The organism is Nocardia grenadensis, assembly GCF_050942415.1.
Taxonomy (GTDB): Bacteria; Actinomycetota; Actinomycetes; order Mycobacteriales; family Mycobacteriaceae; genus Nocardia; species Nocardia grenadensis.
In genome coordinates this window covers 651,566-667,302 of record NZ_CP192054.1, presented here as the reverse complement: position 1 = coordinate 667,302, position 15,737 = coordinate 651,566, and the positions used below count along the sequence as shown (strand labels likewise).

The 15,737-nt window shown below is 67.5% G+C and carries 15 protein-coding genes and 1 pseudogene; 6 read left to right on the top strand and 10 right to left on the bottom strand.

The features are described 5' to 3' along the window. The first annotated feature begins 160 nt into the window (after positions 1–160). The gene (locus ACQPYS_RS03115; RefSeq protein ID WP_433492958.1) at positions 161–1,312 is read left to right on the top strand and encodes a N(5)-(carboxyethyl)ornithine synthase; all 1,152 of its coding nucleotides are present in this window, start codon (positions 161–163) and stop codon (positions 1,310–1,312) included. Positions 1,313–1,406: 94 nt separating this feature from the next. Here ACQPYS_RS03115 and ACQPYS_RS03110 read toward each other — a convergent pair. From ACQPYS_RS03110 to ACQPYS_RS03095, 4 genes and pseudogenes are all read right to left on the bottom strand, one after another. Beyond that, positions 1,407–2,453 (bottom strand): annotated as a pseudogene (locus tag ACQPYS_RS03110) (RNA polymerase sigma factor); the annotation flags it as partial. A gap of 350 nt (positions 2,454–2,803) precedes the next feature. Next, on the bottom strand, positions 2,804–3,253 hold the full coding sequence (locus tag ACQPYS_RS03105; protein ID WP_433491640.1) for a DUF5994 family protein: 450 nt from the start codon (positions 3,251–3,253) through the stop codon (positions 2,804–2,806). A 115-nt stretch (positions 3,254–3,368) separates the two neighbouring features. Beyond that, positions 3,369–4,379 carry a glycosyltransferase gene (locus tag ACQPYS_RS03100; protein ID WP_433491639.1) on the bottom strand — a complete coding sequence of 337 codons (1,011 nt, stop codon included), beginning with the start codon at positions 4,377–4,379 and terminating at the stop codon, positions 3,369–3,371. Between the two features lie 369 nt (positions 4,380–4,748). After that, entirely contained in the window at positions 4,749–5,225 is a 477-nt protein-coding gene (locus ACQPYS_RS03095) for a DUF5994 family protein (RefSeq protein WP_433491638.1), read from the bottom strand. 548 nt (positions 5,226–5,773) lie between these two features. Here ACQPYS_RS03095 and ACQPYS_RS03090 point away from each other — a divergent pair. The 3 genes from ACQPYS_RS03090 (at position 5,774) to ACQPYS_RS03080 (ending at position 7,845) form a co-directional block, all read left to right on the top strand. After that, on the top strand, positions 5,774–6,067 hold the full coding sequence (locus tag ACQPYS_RS03090) for a DUF5994 family protein (protein WP_433491637.1): 294 nt from the start codon (positions 5,774–5,776) through the stop codon (positions 6,065–6,067). A gap of 138 nt (positions 6,068–6,205) precedes the next feature. Then, positions 6,206–6,685: a DUF5994 family protein gene (locus ACQPYS_RS03085; protein ID WP_433491636.1), complete on the top strand. Its 480-nt coding sequence runs from the start codon at positions 6,206–6,208 to the stop codon at positions 6,683–6,685. A gap of 965 nt (positions 6,686–7,650) precedes the next feature. After that, a complete protein-coding gene (locus ACQPYS_RS03080; protein ID WP_157107165.1) occupies positions 7,651–7,845 on the top strand; it encodes a hypothetical protein in 195 nt (64 codons plus the stop codon). A gap of 674 nt (positions 7,846–8,519) precedes the next feature. Here the strand turns inward: ACQPYS_RS03080 and ACQPYS_RS03075 are convergent. The 3 genes from ACQPYS_RS03075 to ACQPYS_RS03065 form a co-directional block, all read right to left on the bottom strand. After that, the gene (locus ACQPYS_RS03075; protein WP_433491635.1) at positions 8,520–8,912 is read right to left on the bottom strand and encodes a type II toxin-antitoxin system VapC family toxin; all 393 of its coding nucleotides are present in this window, start codon (positions 8,910–8,912) and stop codon (positions 8,520–8,522) included. Continuing rightward, positions 8,909–9,178 carry a hypothetical protein gene (locus ACQPYS_RS03070; RefSeq protein ID WP_433491634.1) on the bottom strand — a complete coding sequence of 90 codons (270 nt, stop codon included), beginning with the start codon at positions 9,176–9,178 and terminating at the stop codon, positions 8,909–8,911. The genes ACQPYS_RS03075 and ACQPYS_RS03070 overlap by 4 nt, the downstream gene beginning before the upstream one ends. A gap of 259 nt (positions 9,179–9,437) precedes the next feature. Continuing rightward, positions 9,438–9,617 (bottom strand): hypothetical protein, encoded by a 180-nt coding sequence (locus ACQPYS_RS03065; protein ID WP_063035559.1) that lies wholly within the window; start codon positions 9,615–9,617, stop codon positions 9,438–9,440. Between the two features lie 92 nt (positions 9,618–9,709). On the opposite strand from ACQPYS_RS03065, the gene ACQPYS_RS03060 reads away from it, so the two are divergent. Continuing rightward, the gene (locus tag ACQPYS_RS03060) at positions 9,710–10,420 is read left to right on the top strand and encodes a helix-turn-helix domain-containing protein (protein ID WP_063035558.1); all 711 of its coding nucleotides are present in this window, start codon (positions 9,710–9,712) and stop codon (positions 10,418–10,420) included. On the opposite strand, the gene ACQPYS_RS03055 is transcribed toward ACQPYS_RS03060, so the two are convergent. Both ACQPYS_RS03055 and ACQPYS_RS03050 read right to left on the bottom strand, forming a co-directional pair. Then, positions 10,402–10,977: a dihydrofolate reductase family protein gene (locus ACQPYS_RS03055; protein ID WP_431940829.1), complete on the bottom strand. Its 576-nt coding sequence runs from the start codon at positions 10,975–10,977 to the stop codon at positions 10,402–10,404. The two genes, ACQPYS_RS03060 and ACQPYS_RS03055, sit on opposite strands and share 19 nt — an antisense overlap. 259 nt (positions 10,978–11,236) lie before the next feature. Then, on the bottom strand, positions 11,237–12,010 hold the full coding sequence (locus ACQPYS_RS03050; protein ID WP_433491633.1) for an SDR family oxidoreductase: 774 nt from the start codon (positions 12,008–12,010) through the stop codon (positions 11,237–11,239). A gap of 262 nt (positions 12,011–12,272) precedes the next feature. Between ACQPYS_RS03050 and ACQPYS_RS03045 the strand changes: the two genes are divergently transcribed. Further along, positions 12,273–12,641 carry an NmrA family NAD(P)-binding protein gene (locus ACQPYS_RS03045; RefSeq protein WP_433492957.1) on the top strand — a complete coding sequence of 123 codons (369 nt, stop codon included), beginning with the start codon at positions 12,273–12,275 and terminating at the stop codon, positions 12,639–12,641. Here the strand turns inward: ACQPYS_RS03045 and ACQPYS_RS03040 are convergent. Next, positions 12,543–15,704, bottom strand: a complete 3,162-nt coding sequence (locus ACQPYS_RS03040) for a BTAD domain-containing putative transcriptional regulator (RefSeq protein ID WP_433491632.1) — start codon at positions 15,702–15,704, stop codon at positions 12,543–12,545. The genes ACQPYS_RS03045 and ACQPYS_RS03040 overlap by 99 nt on opposite strands. Positions 15,705–15,737 lie beyond the last annotated feature (33 nt).

The following is a 15,737-nucleotide window of genomic DNA, read 5'->3' as shown; positions in this document are numbered from 1 at the left end:
GTTTGGGCGTAGGAGTTCAGGCCTCACGAGCTCAGCTCCGATCCTGGTCCGTGCCGGCGGTGGTGAGGGCGTGCTGTGCGAGACCGGGACCGGAATCCACCCGAGTACATGACGATTGCCGCGGGTGTGCTAAGACTGGTTCCTAGCAAAGGGGCCTCCGCTGCACCAGCTCAGTCTCGGCGTCGTCGCACGTTCACGAAAAGAGAACGAACGGCGGTTGCCGATCCACCCACACCACATCGGCCGGATCGACGCCGATCTCCGGAAAACCATCTACCTCGAGCACGGCTACGGCGAACCCTTCGGCGTGCCCGACGAACTATTGGCGGGCATGGTCGCGGGGATGCGCACACGCGAGCAGCTCATCGCCGAGTGCGAGGTCATCCTGCTGGCCAAACCGCTGCGGGAGGACGTCGCCGCACTGCGGGCCGGCCAGGTGCTGTGGGGCTGGCCCCATTGTGTGCAGGATGCCGAGCTGACCCAACTGGCCATCGACCGTCGACTGACCCTGATCGCGTTCGAGGCGATGAACCACTGGCGACGCGACGGCTCGTTCGGGCTGCACGTCTTCCACAAGAACAACGAGCTGGCCGGCTACTGCTCGGTGCTGCACGCCTTGCAGTTGACCGGGTCGACCGGAGACTACGGCCGCCGACTGCGAGCGGCCGTGATCGGCTTCGGGGCGACCGCGCGTGGCGCGGTGACTGCGTTGAACGCGCACGGGATCCACGACGTCGAAGTTCTCACTGCCCGTGGCCTCAGCACGATCGGTTCGCCGATCCATTCCGCCACGATGGTGCATTTCGACCACGACGCGAACCCTCCGGGCGACCCGCGTCGAAGCTACGCACATACCGGGCCCGGGCGGGTGCCGTTGGCCGGGTTCCTCGCCGAGCATGACATCGTCGTCAATTGCGTACTGCAGGACACCGACGCGCCGCTGACCTTCCTCATCGAAGATGATCTCGCCGCTTTCACCCCTGGTAGCCTCATCGTCGACGTCTCCTGCGACGAAGCCATGGGCTTCAGCTGGGCGCAGCCCACGACGTTCACCCGGCCGACCCTCCCGGTCGGTGACGGGGTCATTTACTACGCTGTCGATCACAGCCCGTCCTACCTGTGGAACTCGGCGACCTGGGAGATCAGCGAAGCGTTGCTGCCGCACCTGCGGTCGGTCCTTTCCGGACGCTCCACCTGGGACGATCACGAAACCGTCCGACGCGCGATCGAGATCCGCGACGGCGCGATCCAGAACTCCGCGATCCTGTCTTTCCAACAGCGTGTACCGCAATACCCGCACCACCGCCGCTGAACGCCGGCGACTACACCAACGCCGAACTCGTCGAACGCGTGTCGCGCAGAGCACGAGGATGGGCTGACCGTGACTCGAAGAAAGACCAATGCCTCTATTCGAGGTAGTCCCGAAGCAAACGTGAGCGCGATGGGTGACGTAGCTTCGACATCGTCTTCGACTCGATCTGCCGAATCCGCTCGCGGGTGACGCCGTAGACCTTCCCGATGTCGTCGAGCGTTCGCGGCTGCCCGTCAACCAGGCCGTAACGCATGCGCATGACGCCGGCTTCGCGCTCGCTGAGTGTATCGAGTACCGACCGCAACTGCTCTTGCAGCAGGGTGAACGCTACCTTCTCGACGGCTACGACGGCCTCGGAGTCTTCGATGAATTCACCGAACTGGGTTGTGCCCTCGTCACCGAGCGTCTGGTCCAACGAGATCGGTTCCCGTGAGATTTGCCGAAGCTCGACAACCTTCTCGGGTGTGATACCCAATTCCGCGGCAAGCTCCTGAGCGGTCGCCTCGCGGCCCAGCTGCTGCAGCAGTTCGCGCTCCACCCGCCCGAGCTTGTTGATGATCTCCACCATGTGCACAGGGATTCGTATGGTGCGGGACTGGTCGGCCGTGGCGCGGGAAATCGCCTGGCGAATCCACCATGTGGCATAGGTCGAGAACTTGAATCCTCTGCTGTAATCGAACTTCTCGACCGCCCGCACCAGACCCAGGTTGCCCTCCTGGATCAGGTCGAGGAAGTCCATACCCCGCCCCGTGTACCGTTTCGCGATCGACACCACAAGCCGCAGGTTCGCCTCCAGCAGATGATCTCTCGCCGCGACGCCGTCCTGCGCGATCCAGGTCAGATCCCGGCGACCTGCGATCGTGAGACCCGCGGGTCCATCGCATTCGGCCTGCAATTTCTGCACCGCATACAGACCGACTTCGATCCGGACCGCGAGATCGACCTCCTCGGCCGCGGAAAGTAGCGGAACTCGCCCGATCTGCTTCAGATACACCCGTGTCGAGTCCCCACTGACGGTGAACTCGGCCTCCTTGCGCGCCCGACGCAGCGCCGGAGACTCGTCCTCATCCCAGACGTATTCCGCAACGTCATCTTGTTCTGCCGAGGTGGCAGTGGAGTCTCGGCCATTGGTTTCGCCTGCGGTCATTGCCACATTCGCCTCTCCGAGAAATCGGGCGACATCGCGATTCGACCAGCCGGTCTTCAAGAATCACGATCCCGCGCGCGCACAGCCGTCCGAGCAGTCCGCGCGGTGTCAGTAACTCCGGGCAGCGTTCTGCGAAATCGCCCGATGGCAGGCGGCCTACCGAGACGGCGGCACCACCCACACATAGCCCAGATCCAGCCACCAACCGACCAATCGTCGCGACCGAAGCCCGCGGCATGCTATCTACGCACCCTGGTCACCGCCGTTGACTGTAGGACCTCGGCGGGGTGCGACGGGACCACAAGCTGGTGCGGAGCGCCCCGGCTTCCGCATTTACGGCCTCATCAGCGGCTTCGCCGGTGCCGATCTCGGAGCCACGCGCCGATTTCGGGTCCCGCCCTGTCATCTCGGATCGAGCGGTGCTGTGCCGTATTCGTTGCAGCGCCGGCCACCGGGGTGATGAGCTGAAGGGTCAGGGTGGCGCCGACACCGATGATATCGACAGTACGCGCGGGCATATGCCGGTATCCGTCGAGCCGAGTCGGCAGCCCGCCGCTGACCATGCCCTGCGGTGTGGTGGTCCACTCGTCGCGGCGGAAGGCCACGCGACGGACCGGGCCGAACCCGGGCCGCAGAACCGGCAACAGGCCCGCGAGCTCCGCGACGAGGTCACGACTGTGCGGCCACCAGAATCCATCGGCATCTCCGATGCCGGCGGGATCCACTTCGAGCCGGACCTGCCGGGCGGACCAGTCCTGCCGGCAAGCCTTGATCTCGTTCGATCGTGACGTCATATTCTGTACTCCTGTCCTGCCCACGGTCAGGCCGGCTTCGACGATTCGGTTCGGGAACCGATGGTTGTCCGAGCGTCGAATCGACCGACTGAAGAGCGTGCCGAATCGCCCTTTCCTACAACGGTTCCCGCGCCAGGCGCCGGGCCTGCTGCTGAGTGGAAATCAGTGCCAGCGTCGACTCCGCGCCCTGGTTTTCATTGCGGCCGGTGGCCTCGAGCCCGTCGGAACAGCCGAAGCTGTCCGGGTCGAGCAGGGGGACGCCGATATCGTTGCTGCCGCGGAACCAGGCCTCGCACAGCATGACCGCATCTCTCCAATGCCGGTCGCCGGTCGCGTCGTAGGCGCGAGCGCAGGCGTCGGCCAGGCACGCGACCTCGACGGGCTGCTGATCGAAGCCCGGCCTGGGTTCCCCGATCGCCCAGCCGTCTACCGGGGTCACGGAGAGGTGATCGCCGGCTGTCTCAGTTGCGAGCAGCCAGCGCAGCATCGCCAATCCATCGGCCAGGATGCGTTCCTTGCCGGGGATCGAGCCAACAGCGAGCAACGCCTCGGCCAGCACGGCATTGGCGTACTGTAGTCGCGGCTCGGGCCACCGCCAATCGGACCGGCGCGTCGGGGGACCGATCACTGTCGCAGTATCGCTCAAGAATTCGCGAGCACAACGATTCCCGGGATGCGCCCGTAAGACCTCGACCGCACCCAAGGCACCAAATGCCATCGCGCGGGGCGACCGGGCCCGCTGCCGGGCAGCGACCATGAAGCACGCCAGCGCGGTCTCCGCCAGATCGGGCCGGTGCGCGCACACGGCGCCGAGTGCCCACAGCGCGCGGCCCCAATGATCGTCGAGGCTCGGTTCGTCCTGCCAATGCCGGTCCGACCCACGCCGATTGTGGCACCGTCCGTCCGGGGTGAGCGCGTCGATCAGGAAGTCGAAATACACCGTGGTGAGGTCGAGCAATCGCTGGGAGGGCTCGGGTTCGCGGACGGCGACGACGAGGCCGCGTGCGACGTCGTCGACGCAGTACCCGCCTTCGATACGAGGCTCGGTGAGCCGTGCGTGTTCGAATATCCCCCGGTCGTCACTGAGTCGGAACAGATGTGCGTAGGAGATGGTTTGCGTACTCATGGGCATGTGCTCACCTCGCTTTTCGCTGACGGTGACCTGCCGCCACGGGGCTTCGACGCGGTAATCGGCCGGCTGTGAATTCGAACCTGCACATTCTTTGCCTTTCTTCGTAGTCCGATATAGACCACCGAGGTCGTCGGCGCTGCAGGGCCGTTCGGCGGGGTCGAGGTGCCGGGGCTCGCGGTGGCGAGTTCCGGGTGTCGCTGGGACAGCTGTTGGGCGCGGCGCCATCGCGGGCGGTGTTGAGCGCAAGCTTCGTCGGCGGGCCCGATCCCGCGGGTGCGCTGCCCTGGGCGTCATCGGGCCCGGATTCATAGCGTCCGTGAAACCCTCGGTCCAAGGCCGTTTCGGGTACGTGTCGGCGGGGGGTCACCGATCGGCGGAGGCGCCCATCGCGGCGTGATTGGTGATGGGTCGGGGTTGGTGGTTCTGGGGCGCCGCCCTCGGTGCTGGAAGCAGGCGGGGCGCACCGGTCGCTGTGGGCGCCGGGTCGGTTTCGGTGCTCGGGTGGACGACCTGCAGCACGATCACGCTGCTGGTTCCGTATGCGTACATGGTGTCGAACAGCTCGAACGGGTACGGGTCGAGTCGTATGGCGCGGTCGCCCATGAGTAGGTGCCGGCCGCTGGGGTCCCAGGCGGTCGGGTCGTAGACCACGTGCGATATCGGCCCTGTCCGTAGCTGGAGTGCGGTGATCAGGTCGGGGAGCTCGGTGGCGAGGTTGCTCGTTCGTGGCCACCAGGTGGCGTCGATGTAGTCGCCCAGGTTCGAATGGAGATGCAATCGGGAGGGCGGGGCAGGGGCCCGCAGTGGTGAGGAAGGTGTGGATATCGGTGAGGGCGTCATGAGACGCTCCCGTCATGGCCTGGTGGGGGCCGGATTGTTGGATCCGGTGACGACGCAACCTCGGCTGGTCAGCGCACGCGATACCGCCGGATACCGTCGAGCCTACGCCCATAGGCGGCCCGCCCGGCGGAAGCTACCCGGAACCGGTCCGGTTCGAGTGCGCACATCAGTAGTGTGGGTTGTTACGCGCCTGCTCACGAGTGCGCTGGTCGGTGGTCCACACCGGCTGCGGCATTGTGCCAGTCGGCCGAATGCGCGGCGATACCGGCGGCGAACCGGTCGGCCAGGGCGTGGCTCGTAGGCTGCACACCATGGAGTAGTGCGTACCTCCCCGAGTCAACGCCGGGTTCATGCACGGTGTCCAGGGTCGACGGACCGACACCCCATGGAGAGTTTTTCCTGCGACGCTTCGAACGTCGGCGCGGACGTAGGCCCGCTATCGGCCCGGTGTCCGCCGCGCGGACGCAGGTAGGAGACGCAGGTAGAATATAGGATATGCCGGGGATTTTTCGTACGAGACGCCCCGTGGCCTCGTTGTCGCCCGGCCAATGCACAGGGCCCGCCGCGCGGGCCCGGTCAGGAGCGTCGTGATGACGCCACAACACGATCCGATCCTGCTGGACCGCTCTACACGCTTTTCCCTCCGTGACCGATTATCTCTATCACGCCGGTTACCGACACCGCGCCGCTCCCCTCCCGGGACGGTCGGCGGGGCCTGGTGGCCCCGCTCGAACGACTCGGTCGCCGAAATGGCCGATCTGCAGTCGCTACTCGGCAGCCGAGCCGGCAGAGTCATCCCGGTCCTACAACGAACTCACCGCCGGCGAACTCGTAGCCGCTGACACCCGGCACTGTCTCGAACGCAACCAGAACGCCGCGTTACACCGCTGGGACGACGACGGCGGACACCTCGCGCAGGTCGACCCGGCAGACCGGCGCAGTTCCATCCCGTGATCCCCGCCCCTTACTGGAGGCCGGATATGACACAGAACCCGCACCCGAACAGCAGCGATGCTGCCGCGGACCGCGGCCTAGGCCGATTTCAGGCCACTGCCGGCGGAGGGCAACCGTTCGACACACCGACCCGCACACCGCGGCTGCTGCTGCGCGCCCGGGACGAGGAATCCGGCAGCGTCGACGGCGCCTGGTGGCCCAGGACAGACAATCTCACCACCGAACTGCACGACCTGGTCACCGCTCTCACCCCACGACTGGGCGCGACCTCCCGCATCAGCTTCGACTGGAATTCGCTGAGTCTGTCCCAACGCCGCATCGACGCCCCCGACGGAATCCAGGTCACCGGGCCGCTCCCAGACCAGCCACTCCACGTGATGTATGCCTTCGGCCCTCACGAACAGCGCCTCCGCTTGCTAGTTATCGCCCCCGCCACGAACGTAGACCTAGCCCAGGCACAGATGCGCAACGCCGTCAGCGCCACCACAGACCGGCCGCAATCATGACTCGGTGCATGGGCGCCTCCCCCAGACGGAGGTGATTCCGACCACCCGGTACCGCCACATCCCCTGGTCTGGCCATGGATCATCGAGGCCGACACTGGGATCGGTAGGGGTTCGCCGTCGGCCGACCACAGCATGCCCAAAGCCTTGAAAGTTCGCCTAAGATGCGCGACAGCCTGCCCTGATGTCCGGCCGGATCGGCTATCTCGGGCATGGAGTGCCGGTGATCCGGCCGATCAATTTCTCGGTACTGGACCGTACGATCGTCATCTGGAAAGTGCCCGGAGGCAGCGGCACGATGGGCGCGGGACAAACCGTGGCCTTCGAGGTCGACCAGGTGGATACGGTCGCGGCGCCGGTGGTTCGGTGTGCGTGGGCGGCGGCGCACCGGTCAGCGTGTTGCGGCACCGCACACGGTTGGCGGTCTTGTTGTAGCGAATGTAGGGCTTGGTCAACATCGCGGGCGATGTCCTGGGGAGTTGGTCGATTCCGATGTCGCCGGTGGTAGCGCGTCGATCGTGCGATGGAGCCGTCTTACCGGCGGCGAACGGAGGCAAAGCGGACAGAAGCAGCTCCGCAGGGGCGCATCACTGTATCTCTGTTCGAGTCTGCGTAGCACGGCCGGCCACAACGCTCGTCCGCGTGCCGACAGCAGAAATTGGCTACCGTGGGGAACTCCTTCCTTTGGGAATCCGGCTCCGGAATGCATATGATTTCGGGAATTGTTCTGTAGTGCAGTGAAAGAGAGAATCTCGGTGTCCGTACCCAAGAGAAGTGCCTGGCGACTATCGATCGTGGGCGCGGTGATGTCCGGTCTCGCGGCTGTGACGGTATCGACGACCGTCGGTGCGGGGTCTGCTGAAGCGCGGCCCCGTGAAGCGTTCTGCTCAGCGGTTCCGGTCGACAGCCGTGTCGATATCGAATGCACGAATACCGATGTGGGCCCGGCAACCGTCGGAGCATTCGTAATGTGCAGCGACCTCCGCCCGCTGGTCCAGGAGGTACGGATGCGCCCCGAATCGACAATCCAGTTGAGCCAGGACTGCGGCCCCGGCGCACACCCGGTCTCGTGGAACGCGAATGCCAAAACCGACCATGAGCGCGACCGCGAACGCGACGACGAGATCGACCAGGAACGCCGCTCCGGAGACGATCGCTTCTGACGTCGCAGTTCGGTCACCGAGCGTCCGAACCGACTACGATCACCCCCGCCGACGGCGATTACCGATGCATCCACGGTCGAAATGCCCTTGGCGGGGGTACCAACACATCCATTTGTCAACCGCGGCCACGAGTTCAGTCTTCGTAGCGCAGGTTCGGGAATTCACCCCGGATTACCGACCGGATGCTGCTCGTCGATATCCAAGCATTCACCGCATATGCGGCTCAGCGATTGGGGTCGACCAGGCATCTACTGTTGCTACCCCGGCTGCCGTCACGCTGCTGCACCGTTCTTCGATCTCGCCGGGCCCGCGGGCAGTTCGGCTCCGTTTACGGCGAGGAGCCCGAAGCCGACGCGCCGTCTCATCATGTCGAATTACGGCCCGTGCGAGCGGTCGGAAATGCCGTGGATACGGGAGAGCGACGGGGGACGTTCATGTCGTGTCGCTCGGCGTTCACCACGCTGTTCCGAGCGCACCCTGAATGCGCTGTTCTCGGGGCGAGCGCCGCTGACCGACGCCGCCTTCACGCCCGCCGGCCGCCTGGCGGTGGCCGGCGGCGCGGGCCGGGCTCCATCTCGCCGCTCCCGGGCGGTAACCCGAACCGTATGCGGAGGTGAACAGCCCGTACGCGCGGACGAGCGCCGCCGAACTCCTCTCGCCGATGCGACGTACTGTCAGCCGGACGCGCCCACGACCTCGACTCCGTGGATCCGAGCGGCTTCCTGCATGCCTTCGTCCAGGGTCATCAGTGGATAGGCGAGGCGCCGTGCCAGCGCGATATACCAGGCATCCGCACAGGTGGAGTCATCTATCAATTCCACGGCGGCAACCGAATCGATCGGCTCCCGGATCCGCTCCACGGGATGTCTGCTGAACGCGCCGATCAAGGCATTCGCCTGCTCGAATTCCAGTTCACCGCGGCGTGCCAGCCGGATCAGCGCCGACCCTACTTCGAAGTCTACGTGCGGCGGTGAAACACACCCGGCTATGCGGATTCGATCCGCATAGCCGGGCGGCAAAACCCCCCGAAGCAAATCGACCCAGACCGAGGCATCGACGACGATCACTCGTCGCCCCGGTCGTAGCCATCCCGGATCTCACGGACCACTTCGGCTCCGGGGACCATCGACCTACCGGTTACACCCAGCAGCTGCTGCGTTTGTGCCAGCTCCTCGTCCCACTCGACGATCGCCCGCCGTTGCAATTCCCGCCGTACGTCGGCTGCCATCAGGTCCCGCAGATACGCGGACACCGACTTGTGCTCCGCACTGGCTTTCTCCGCGATCACCGCAGCCACTTCGTCCGGCACTTCACGCACTTGAATCGTCGCCACTGCCCACCTCCACCACGATTACATGCACTGCTTCATGCATAGGTTAGCATGCATCAAGGCGGGGTCAGGACGGTTCGTGCCGCCCACCGAAACGCGGATGGGAACCATCCAGAGCGCGGCCCGCGGGAGCTGTGCCGTCGGCTCGGGACAGTCCGGCCGCGGACCTCACTCGGCCTGCCAGGCTCCGGCCTGGCGCATCGACAAGTATTCGCTCGTCGCCCCTGACGAATCGGGGAGACGTACTCGCGCATTCGCTACGTCAGTACGGGTAGTCCCGAAATGTCATGACACCGCCGACCAGGACGATCAGCGCCGTGAGGATATAAACGGTGACGCGCAACCACATCGGTCCGTAGTAACTGACCGCCAATGATGCACCGAGCGCAGCGAGTATCAGCACTATCCCGTAGAAAGGCGTGCGTTGCTCCCTGTCAACCATTTCACCAGTGTCCTCCTGCAGCGACGCGGGTGGCAATGCCCGCGGTCGCGGTCACTGTTCTCCAGACGCCTGGTTCGGCCTAGTATCCGACCGTGGGACTGCTGTTCACGACGCGGGCGTCTGATTCGGCGTGGGTCGAGTCGGTGTGGACCTGCCGCAGCGAGGACGTCTCGGAGATGACCTCGGTCGCGTCCGAGACCTGGGGGCTGGTGTTCTGGGAGCAGGCGGGGCGGCCGTACGCGGCGATCACCGGTCCGGAGAGCCGCACCGGGACCGCGCCGGTGCCCGAAGGAGCGGGGTTCGTCGGTATCCAGTTCGCGGTCGGGACGTCGCTGCGCTCGACGGCGACACCGACCCTGGTAGACGGTGGTGTCTTCCTGCCCGATGTGACCGGCCGGACGTTCTGGCTCGACGGTGCCCAGCGGGAGACACCGCGCTCCGACGATGCCGAGGCACTGGTCGGCCGACTCGTCCGCGAAGAAGTCGTGGTGCGCGATCCGCTGGTCTCGACGACGCTGCGCGGGTCGCCGCCCGAGGTGACCGAGCGGACGCTCGAGCGTCGTTTCCGGGCGGCGACCGGCCTCACCCGGGGCGCCGTCCGGCAGATCGGGCGCGCCCGGACCGCCGCTCTGCTGCTGGCCTCGGGCGAGGCGCCCGGCGATGTCGTCGACAAGCTCGGGTACTACGACGAGCCCCATCTCGCCCGGGCACTGCGCCGGTACGTCGGGCGGACGGCGCAGCAGTTACGCACGGGGGACGGCGGCGCGATCGCGCTCGATCCCGGTCAGCGCACGACGTCGTAGACGAGCTTGGTCACGCCGTTGGAATACGTGGCCGAATCCCGCACCCGCAGGGTCTGCCTGTCGCGGTCGGCTCGGCTGAACAGGCTCTTGCCGGCGCCCAGCAGCACCGGGAACACAAGCAGGTTGTACCGATCGATGAGGTCGGCGTCCGAGAGACTGCGGGCGAGTTCGGCGCTGCCGTGGATGTAGATCGGGCCGCCGTCGGTCCGCTTCAGTTTCGCGACGGCGTCCGCCGTGCGCAGGATCGTAATCGGTCCCCACCCGTCGATCAGCGCGTCCTCGCCCAAGCCGGACGAGACGACGTATTTGGGCAGCTCCTTGTACGCGGCGTGATCGTCGGAATCGCGCCAGGTCGGAGCAAAGGCCTCGTAGCTGCGGCGGCCGAACATGAGCGCGGTCGTATCGGCGAGTTCCTCGCCTTTGAGCGCGAACGCCTCGGGCACGAACTCGGTATCCATCACCCAGCCGCCGCCGCGGTGCCCCTCGACCTTCCCGCCCGGTGAGTCCACGACGCCGTCCAGCGACATGAAGCCCGTGTAGACGAGTTCGCGTGTCATCAGTTCCTCCTGATTACGGGCCTCGGATTCGGCCTGGGATCAGCCTAGGAACAGCCGCCACCGATGTCTTGGACGAAACCGACACGACCGTTGCCGAACATGACGCACTGCCGGATCGGGGCTCGCGACCTCGACGTCGCCGCGGGGCGAGCACGGCATTCCCGGCCGGCCGGACAACCGCGAGCCCGAGCATAGATGCGGCAGTCCAAGGCGCCGGGTGGTCGGCCATGGCCACCGGCCGGAGCGAAGCCATCGGACATCAGCGGCCCCGATCCCTTTCGCTACGCGCGACGAGGAACTCTTCGAAGGTGATCCGGCCGTCCTTGTGGTCCGGAGCGAGCTGGAGCCCGGCGCGGAAGTCGCGCATCGCCCTGCCCGGCAACGGAACCGCCAACACCGGTCTGCCGCGCCCGACCGCTCGCAGGTAGGCCCGGGCCAGATCGGTGGCGGCGCGTATCTGCGGACCGCCCAGGTCCGGCGTCCGCCGGCTCGCGGGGCCCGCCGCGAGCGCCACCAGGCGGCCGGCCACCTCGGTGACGTCGACCGGCTGAAAGCTCACCTTCGACGGCATCGCGAGAAACGGCAGCAGGCGCTGGGCGTCACATATCTCGGCGATCAGATCGTGGAATTGGGTGGCGCGCAGAATGGTCCACGGCAGGTCGGACCGCTGGATCAGGGTTTCGCACTCCACTTTCGCGCGGTAATAGCCGAGTGCGTGGTTGTCGATACCGACGATCGACAGATACAGCAGATGCGGGCGGCCGGATGCCTGCGCGGCTTCGACCAGCGCACGGGTCGCGGTGATATCGCCGCGGCCGTTGGTCGTGGCCAGGTGGACGATCACATCGGTACCGGCGAGCGCCTCGTCCAGCCCGGCTCCGGTACTCAGGTCCCCGACCGTCCACCGATGGGCCTCCGGTGCGCGTTCGGAACGGGTCAGCACCCGCACGTCATGACCCGCGGCGAGCAGCTGGGGCACGAACACGCGCCCGAGCCGGCCGGTACCACCGGTGACCAGTATCCGTTTCGCCATCCATCTCTCCGTCCTCGGTGACCCCCGGATTCGCCCAGCACTACTCGGAACCGATCCGCTCCACCGAAGCATCTCACCTGTCCCCGGCAGCGCCGACCAGACTGACGGGGCAATGTCCGGCGATCGGGAGCGCACGAATTGAGCACCTACCCCGGCAGGTGGCCGCCACCGCAGAACCAGGGATCGAACCGCCACCTTCTCGTCGTACTCGCTCCTTTCATGGCGTTGCCGGTGGCCGCCGCCGCGATCGGTATGGGCCGCACTGACTGTTCTCGGCGCCACCGGTCGCACCGGCAGGTTGGTGGTCGATCGAGCGCCGGCCCGTGGGCATCGGGTCACCGCGATCGTCCGGCAGTCCGCGCACCGGATCCCCGGGGCTACCGGAGTGAACACGGAGCCGGCCCTTCACGCCGATCATCGAATCCCCCGCGCGGGGTTCCTGGCCGGTACTCCATCCGGTGGCTACACGGCCGCGGCGCTCGCCTGCTGCGCCGGGTTCGCCGTCTGGAATACGTGTGGTCCCGGGCCACGTTCACCAAGCGAGCGTGCCGGCGGCCAGTTCCTGCCAGTCCGCTTCCGCACCCGCGCGCATCGCCTCGGTGAAGTCCGCTTCGCCGAGACGTTCTCGTAGGGCCCGCTCGACCCGGGCCGCGTCCGGCTGGGAACGATCGGGCACACCGTGCACGGCGGTACTCGCCGCGAGCAGCCGCGCGGCCTCGGGAGCGCGGTCCGCGCGCAGCGCCAGATCCGCGATCCCGACGATCACCTGAGCGACCAGGATCGAATGTCCCGCCTCGGCCGCCGCCCGGAAAGCGGTGCCATGGTGGGACCGGGCCTGTTCCAGATCGGTGGCGAGGTAACCCAGCATGGTGTGGATCATGGCGGCGAGCTGGGGCATCTCGGATTCGCTGCCCAATATGGTTGTCGCGACTCGGATCTGCTCGTGCGCTTCCTCGGCCGCACCGCGCCATCGGGCCAGCTCCGCTTTCGCCAGCGCCAGTTCGGCCAGCGCCACCGGCCAGGCGACCCGGTCCGCGCACCGCTGCGCCTCGGCGAGGGCGGCCGCGCTCGCCTCGGTGTCACCCGCGAGCCAGTACAACTGGGCCTGTCGCGACAGCAGCCCGACAATGTCCTCGGTCGAGCCGATCTCGGTGACCACGGCGTTCGCCTGTTCGAAGAGTTCGCAGGCCACCGCGAATTCGCCGCGGGTGGCGTATCGGTTCGCCGCCTCGGTCAGCGCGAACGACATCCCCCACCGCTCGCCGAGGGCGCGGAACTCGGCCAGCGCGCCCTCGAGATAGCAGTCCACTTCCGGTCCGTCCCGGCCCAGCACGATCCGCATCTTGCCCATCTGCAACCGGGCCAGCGCACGCACCCAGGGGTCGTCGTCGGTGAGCAGCGGTTCGAACGCGGTCGGCAACGCTTCCGGGCCGTGCAGCATACGTTCCAGCGCGGCGATGAACGACACCGCCGGATGCCCGGCCCGCACGTCACGGCCGACGCGGTAGGCCTTACCGATCCATTCCCCCACCTGGTTCGCGTCATTGCGCCCGGTACTCAAGAAATGCACGACCAGCGCGTACACCTGGGCCCGGGTCCCGTCGTCCACCTCGGCGGGCGCGTCCGCCACCGCGGTGACGAATTCCAGGCCCTCGGCCTTGTACCCGCCGAGCCACCAGTACCACCCGGCGGCCGCGGCGAGCCGCAGCGCTCCCGCGGTGTCACCGGCCGCGAGCGCGCCGCGCATCGCGACCGCGATGTTGTCGTGCTCGGCCCCGAGCACGGCCAGCCACTCCAGCTGTTCGGCGCGGCGCAGGTGCGGTTCCGCCGTCGCGGCCAGGCCGGTGAAGTACCCGAGATGCGCGCGGCGCGCCGCGTCGGCCTCCCCCGACTCCTCCAGCCGGTCGCGCGCGTACTGCCGGATCGTATCGAGCATCCGATAGCGCGGTTCGGTCTCCGCCGTGGTGAGCAGCAGCGATTTCTCGGTCAGCGCGGTCAGTAGTTCGAGCACCTCCCACTGCTCGACCCCCGCGTCCAGGCCGTCCCCGGTATCGGCGCACACCTGTTCCGCCGCCGCCAGACCGGCGCCACCGGCGAATACCGCGAGCCTGCGCAGCACCGTCCGTTCCGCGTCGGTGAGCAGTTCCCAGCTCCAGTCGACCACCGCGCGCAAGGTCCGGTGCTGCGGGATCGCGGTGCGGCTGCCGCCGGTGAGCAGGCGGAACCGGTCGTCGAGACGGTCGGCGAGCTGTTCGAGGGTCATGGTGCGCAGCCTGGCCGCGGCCAGTTCGATCGCCAGCGGTATCCCGTCGAGCGCGCGGCAGACGCGACCCATGGTCGCCGGCGCCCGGGAGTCGGAGGCGAGGTCCTTACGCACCGCGCCGGCTCGGTCCCGCAGCAGTTGCACGGCCGGGGACGCTTCGATCTCGCCGGGGTCCGCGTGCTCGGCGGGTAGTGCCAGCGGCTCGACCTGCCACAGCGCCTCGCCGGTGATACCGAGCGGTTCCCGGCTGGTGGCCAGGATCCGGAGCCGCCGGCACTCCCCGAGGACCCGGTGGGCGAACACCGCCACCGCCTCGATCACGTGCTCGCAGTTGTCCAGGATCACCAGTGTTTCGCGCTCGCGGACCGCCGCAACGAACCGCTCGATCGGTTCGGCGTCCGGTGCCCCGCCGAGCAGCGCGTCGCGTAAGCCGAGCGCGGCGATGGCCGATTGCGCCACGTCACCGTTCGCGTCGAGGGATGCCAGTTCGACCAGCCAGGCACCGTCGGGTAGATCGTCGAGCAGGGTTTGCGCGGTTTCCCGGGCCAACCGGGTCTTTCCCGAACCCCCGGGCCCGGTCAGGGTGGTGAGTCGATGGCGGGCGATGAGATCGCGGACGGCGGCGATATCGGCGTATTTGCCGATGTACCCGGTGAGTTCGGCGCGCAGGTTGGTCCGGCGCTCGGCATTCTCCGCGCCGCCCACTTCACCGCGCAACAGCGCGATATGCAGGGCGGACAGTTCCGGGGAGGGGTCCACGCCCAGTGTGTCGGCGAGCGCCTCCCGCGCGTCCTGGTACACCACCAGCGCCTCGGCAGCACGGCCCGCGGCGCCGAGTGCCCGCATCAACGCGGCGACCAGCCGTTCCCGCACCGGATACCGGGCCACCAGCTCGGTCAGCTCGGCCACCTGCTCCGCGGCCCGGCCGCGGCGGATCTCCGATTCGTAGAGGTCTTCGGTAGCGGCCAGGCGCAGCCCCTCGAACCGCGTGATCACGGCATCCACGGCCGCGCTGTCGCTTGCTTCGATATCGCGCAGCGGCGCACCGCGCCACAGGTCGAGGGCCTCGCGCAGCAGCCGGGTCCGTTGCGCGTCGTCACCGCCGCGAGCCTCTTCGAGGTACTGTTCGAACCGCACCGCGTCGACCGCGCCGGGCCGCACGGTGAGCCGGTATCCCCCGCCCGCCTGCCCCTCGAGCGATCCGTCCGGCAGCAGCCGGCGCAGCCGGGAGACCAGCGCCTGCAGGGCGTTCGCGGCGTCGGCGGGTGGCTGCTCACCCCAGATCCAGTCGACCAGCGTGGCCCGTGGGACCGCGCGACCGGGTTCCAGCGCGAGGGCGATCAACAGCGCCCGTAGCCGGACGCCCGGTACCTCGATGGCTCCCCCGTCGTCTGCTCGGATGTCGAGGGGTCCAAGCAACGCGATCTGCACCGGCCCATTCTGCCGCAGCGAACCGCGCGGCCT

Excerpts from the sequence above, each read along its gene's own strand:
- ACQPYS_RS03085 (WP_433491636.1), top strand. The coding sequence starts at position 6,206 with ATGACACAGAACCCGCACCCGAACAGCAGCGATGCTGCCGCGGACCGC.
- ACQPYS_RS03105 (WP_433491640.1), bottom strand. The coding sequence starts at position 3,253 with ATGACGTCACGATCGAACGAGATCAAGGCTTGCCGGCAGGACTGGTCC.
- ACQPYS_RS03100 (WP_433491639.1), bottom strand. The coding sequence starts at position 4,379 with ATGAGTACGCAAACCATCTCCTACGCACATCTGTTCCGACTCAGTGAC.
- ACQPYS_RS03055 (WP_431940829.1), bottom strand. The coding sequence starts at position 10,977 with ATGACACGCGAACTCGTCTACACGGGCTTCATGTCGCTGGACGGCGTC.
- ACQPYS_RS03080 (WP_157107165.1), top strand. The coding sequence starts at position 7,651 with ATGTGCAGCGACCTCCGCCCGCTGGTCCAGGAGGTACGGATGCGCCCC.
- ACQPYS_RS03095 (WP_433491638.1), bottom strand. The coding sequence starts at position 5,225 with ATGACGCCCTCACCGATATCCACACCTTCCTCACCACTGCGGGCCCCT.
- ACQPYS_RS03090 (WP_433491637.1), top strand. The coding sequence starts at position 5,774 with ATGCACAGGGCCCGCCGCGCGGGCCCGGTCAGGAGCGTCGTGATGACG.
- ACQPYS_RS03050 (WP_433491633.1), bottom strand. The coding sequence starts at position 12,010 with ATGGCGAAACGGATACTGGTCACCGGTGGTACCGGCCGGCTCGGGCGC.
- ACQPYS_RS03065 (WP_063035559.1), bottom strand. The coding sequence starts at position 9,617 with ATGGTTGACAGGGAGCAACGCACGCCTTTCTACGGGATAGTGCTGATA.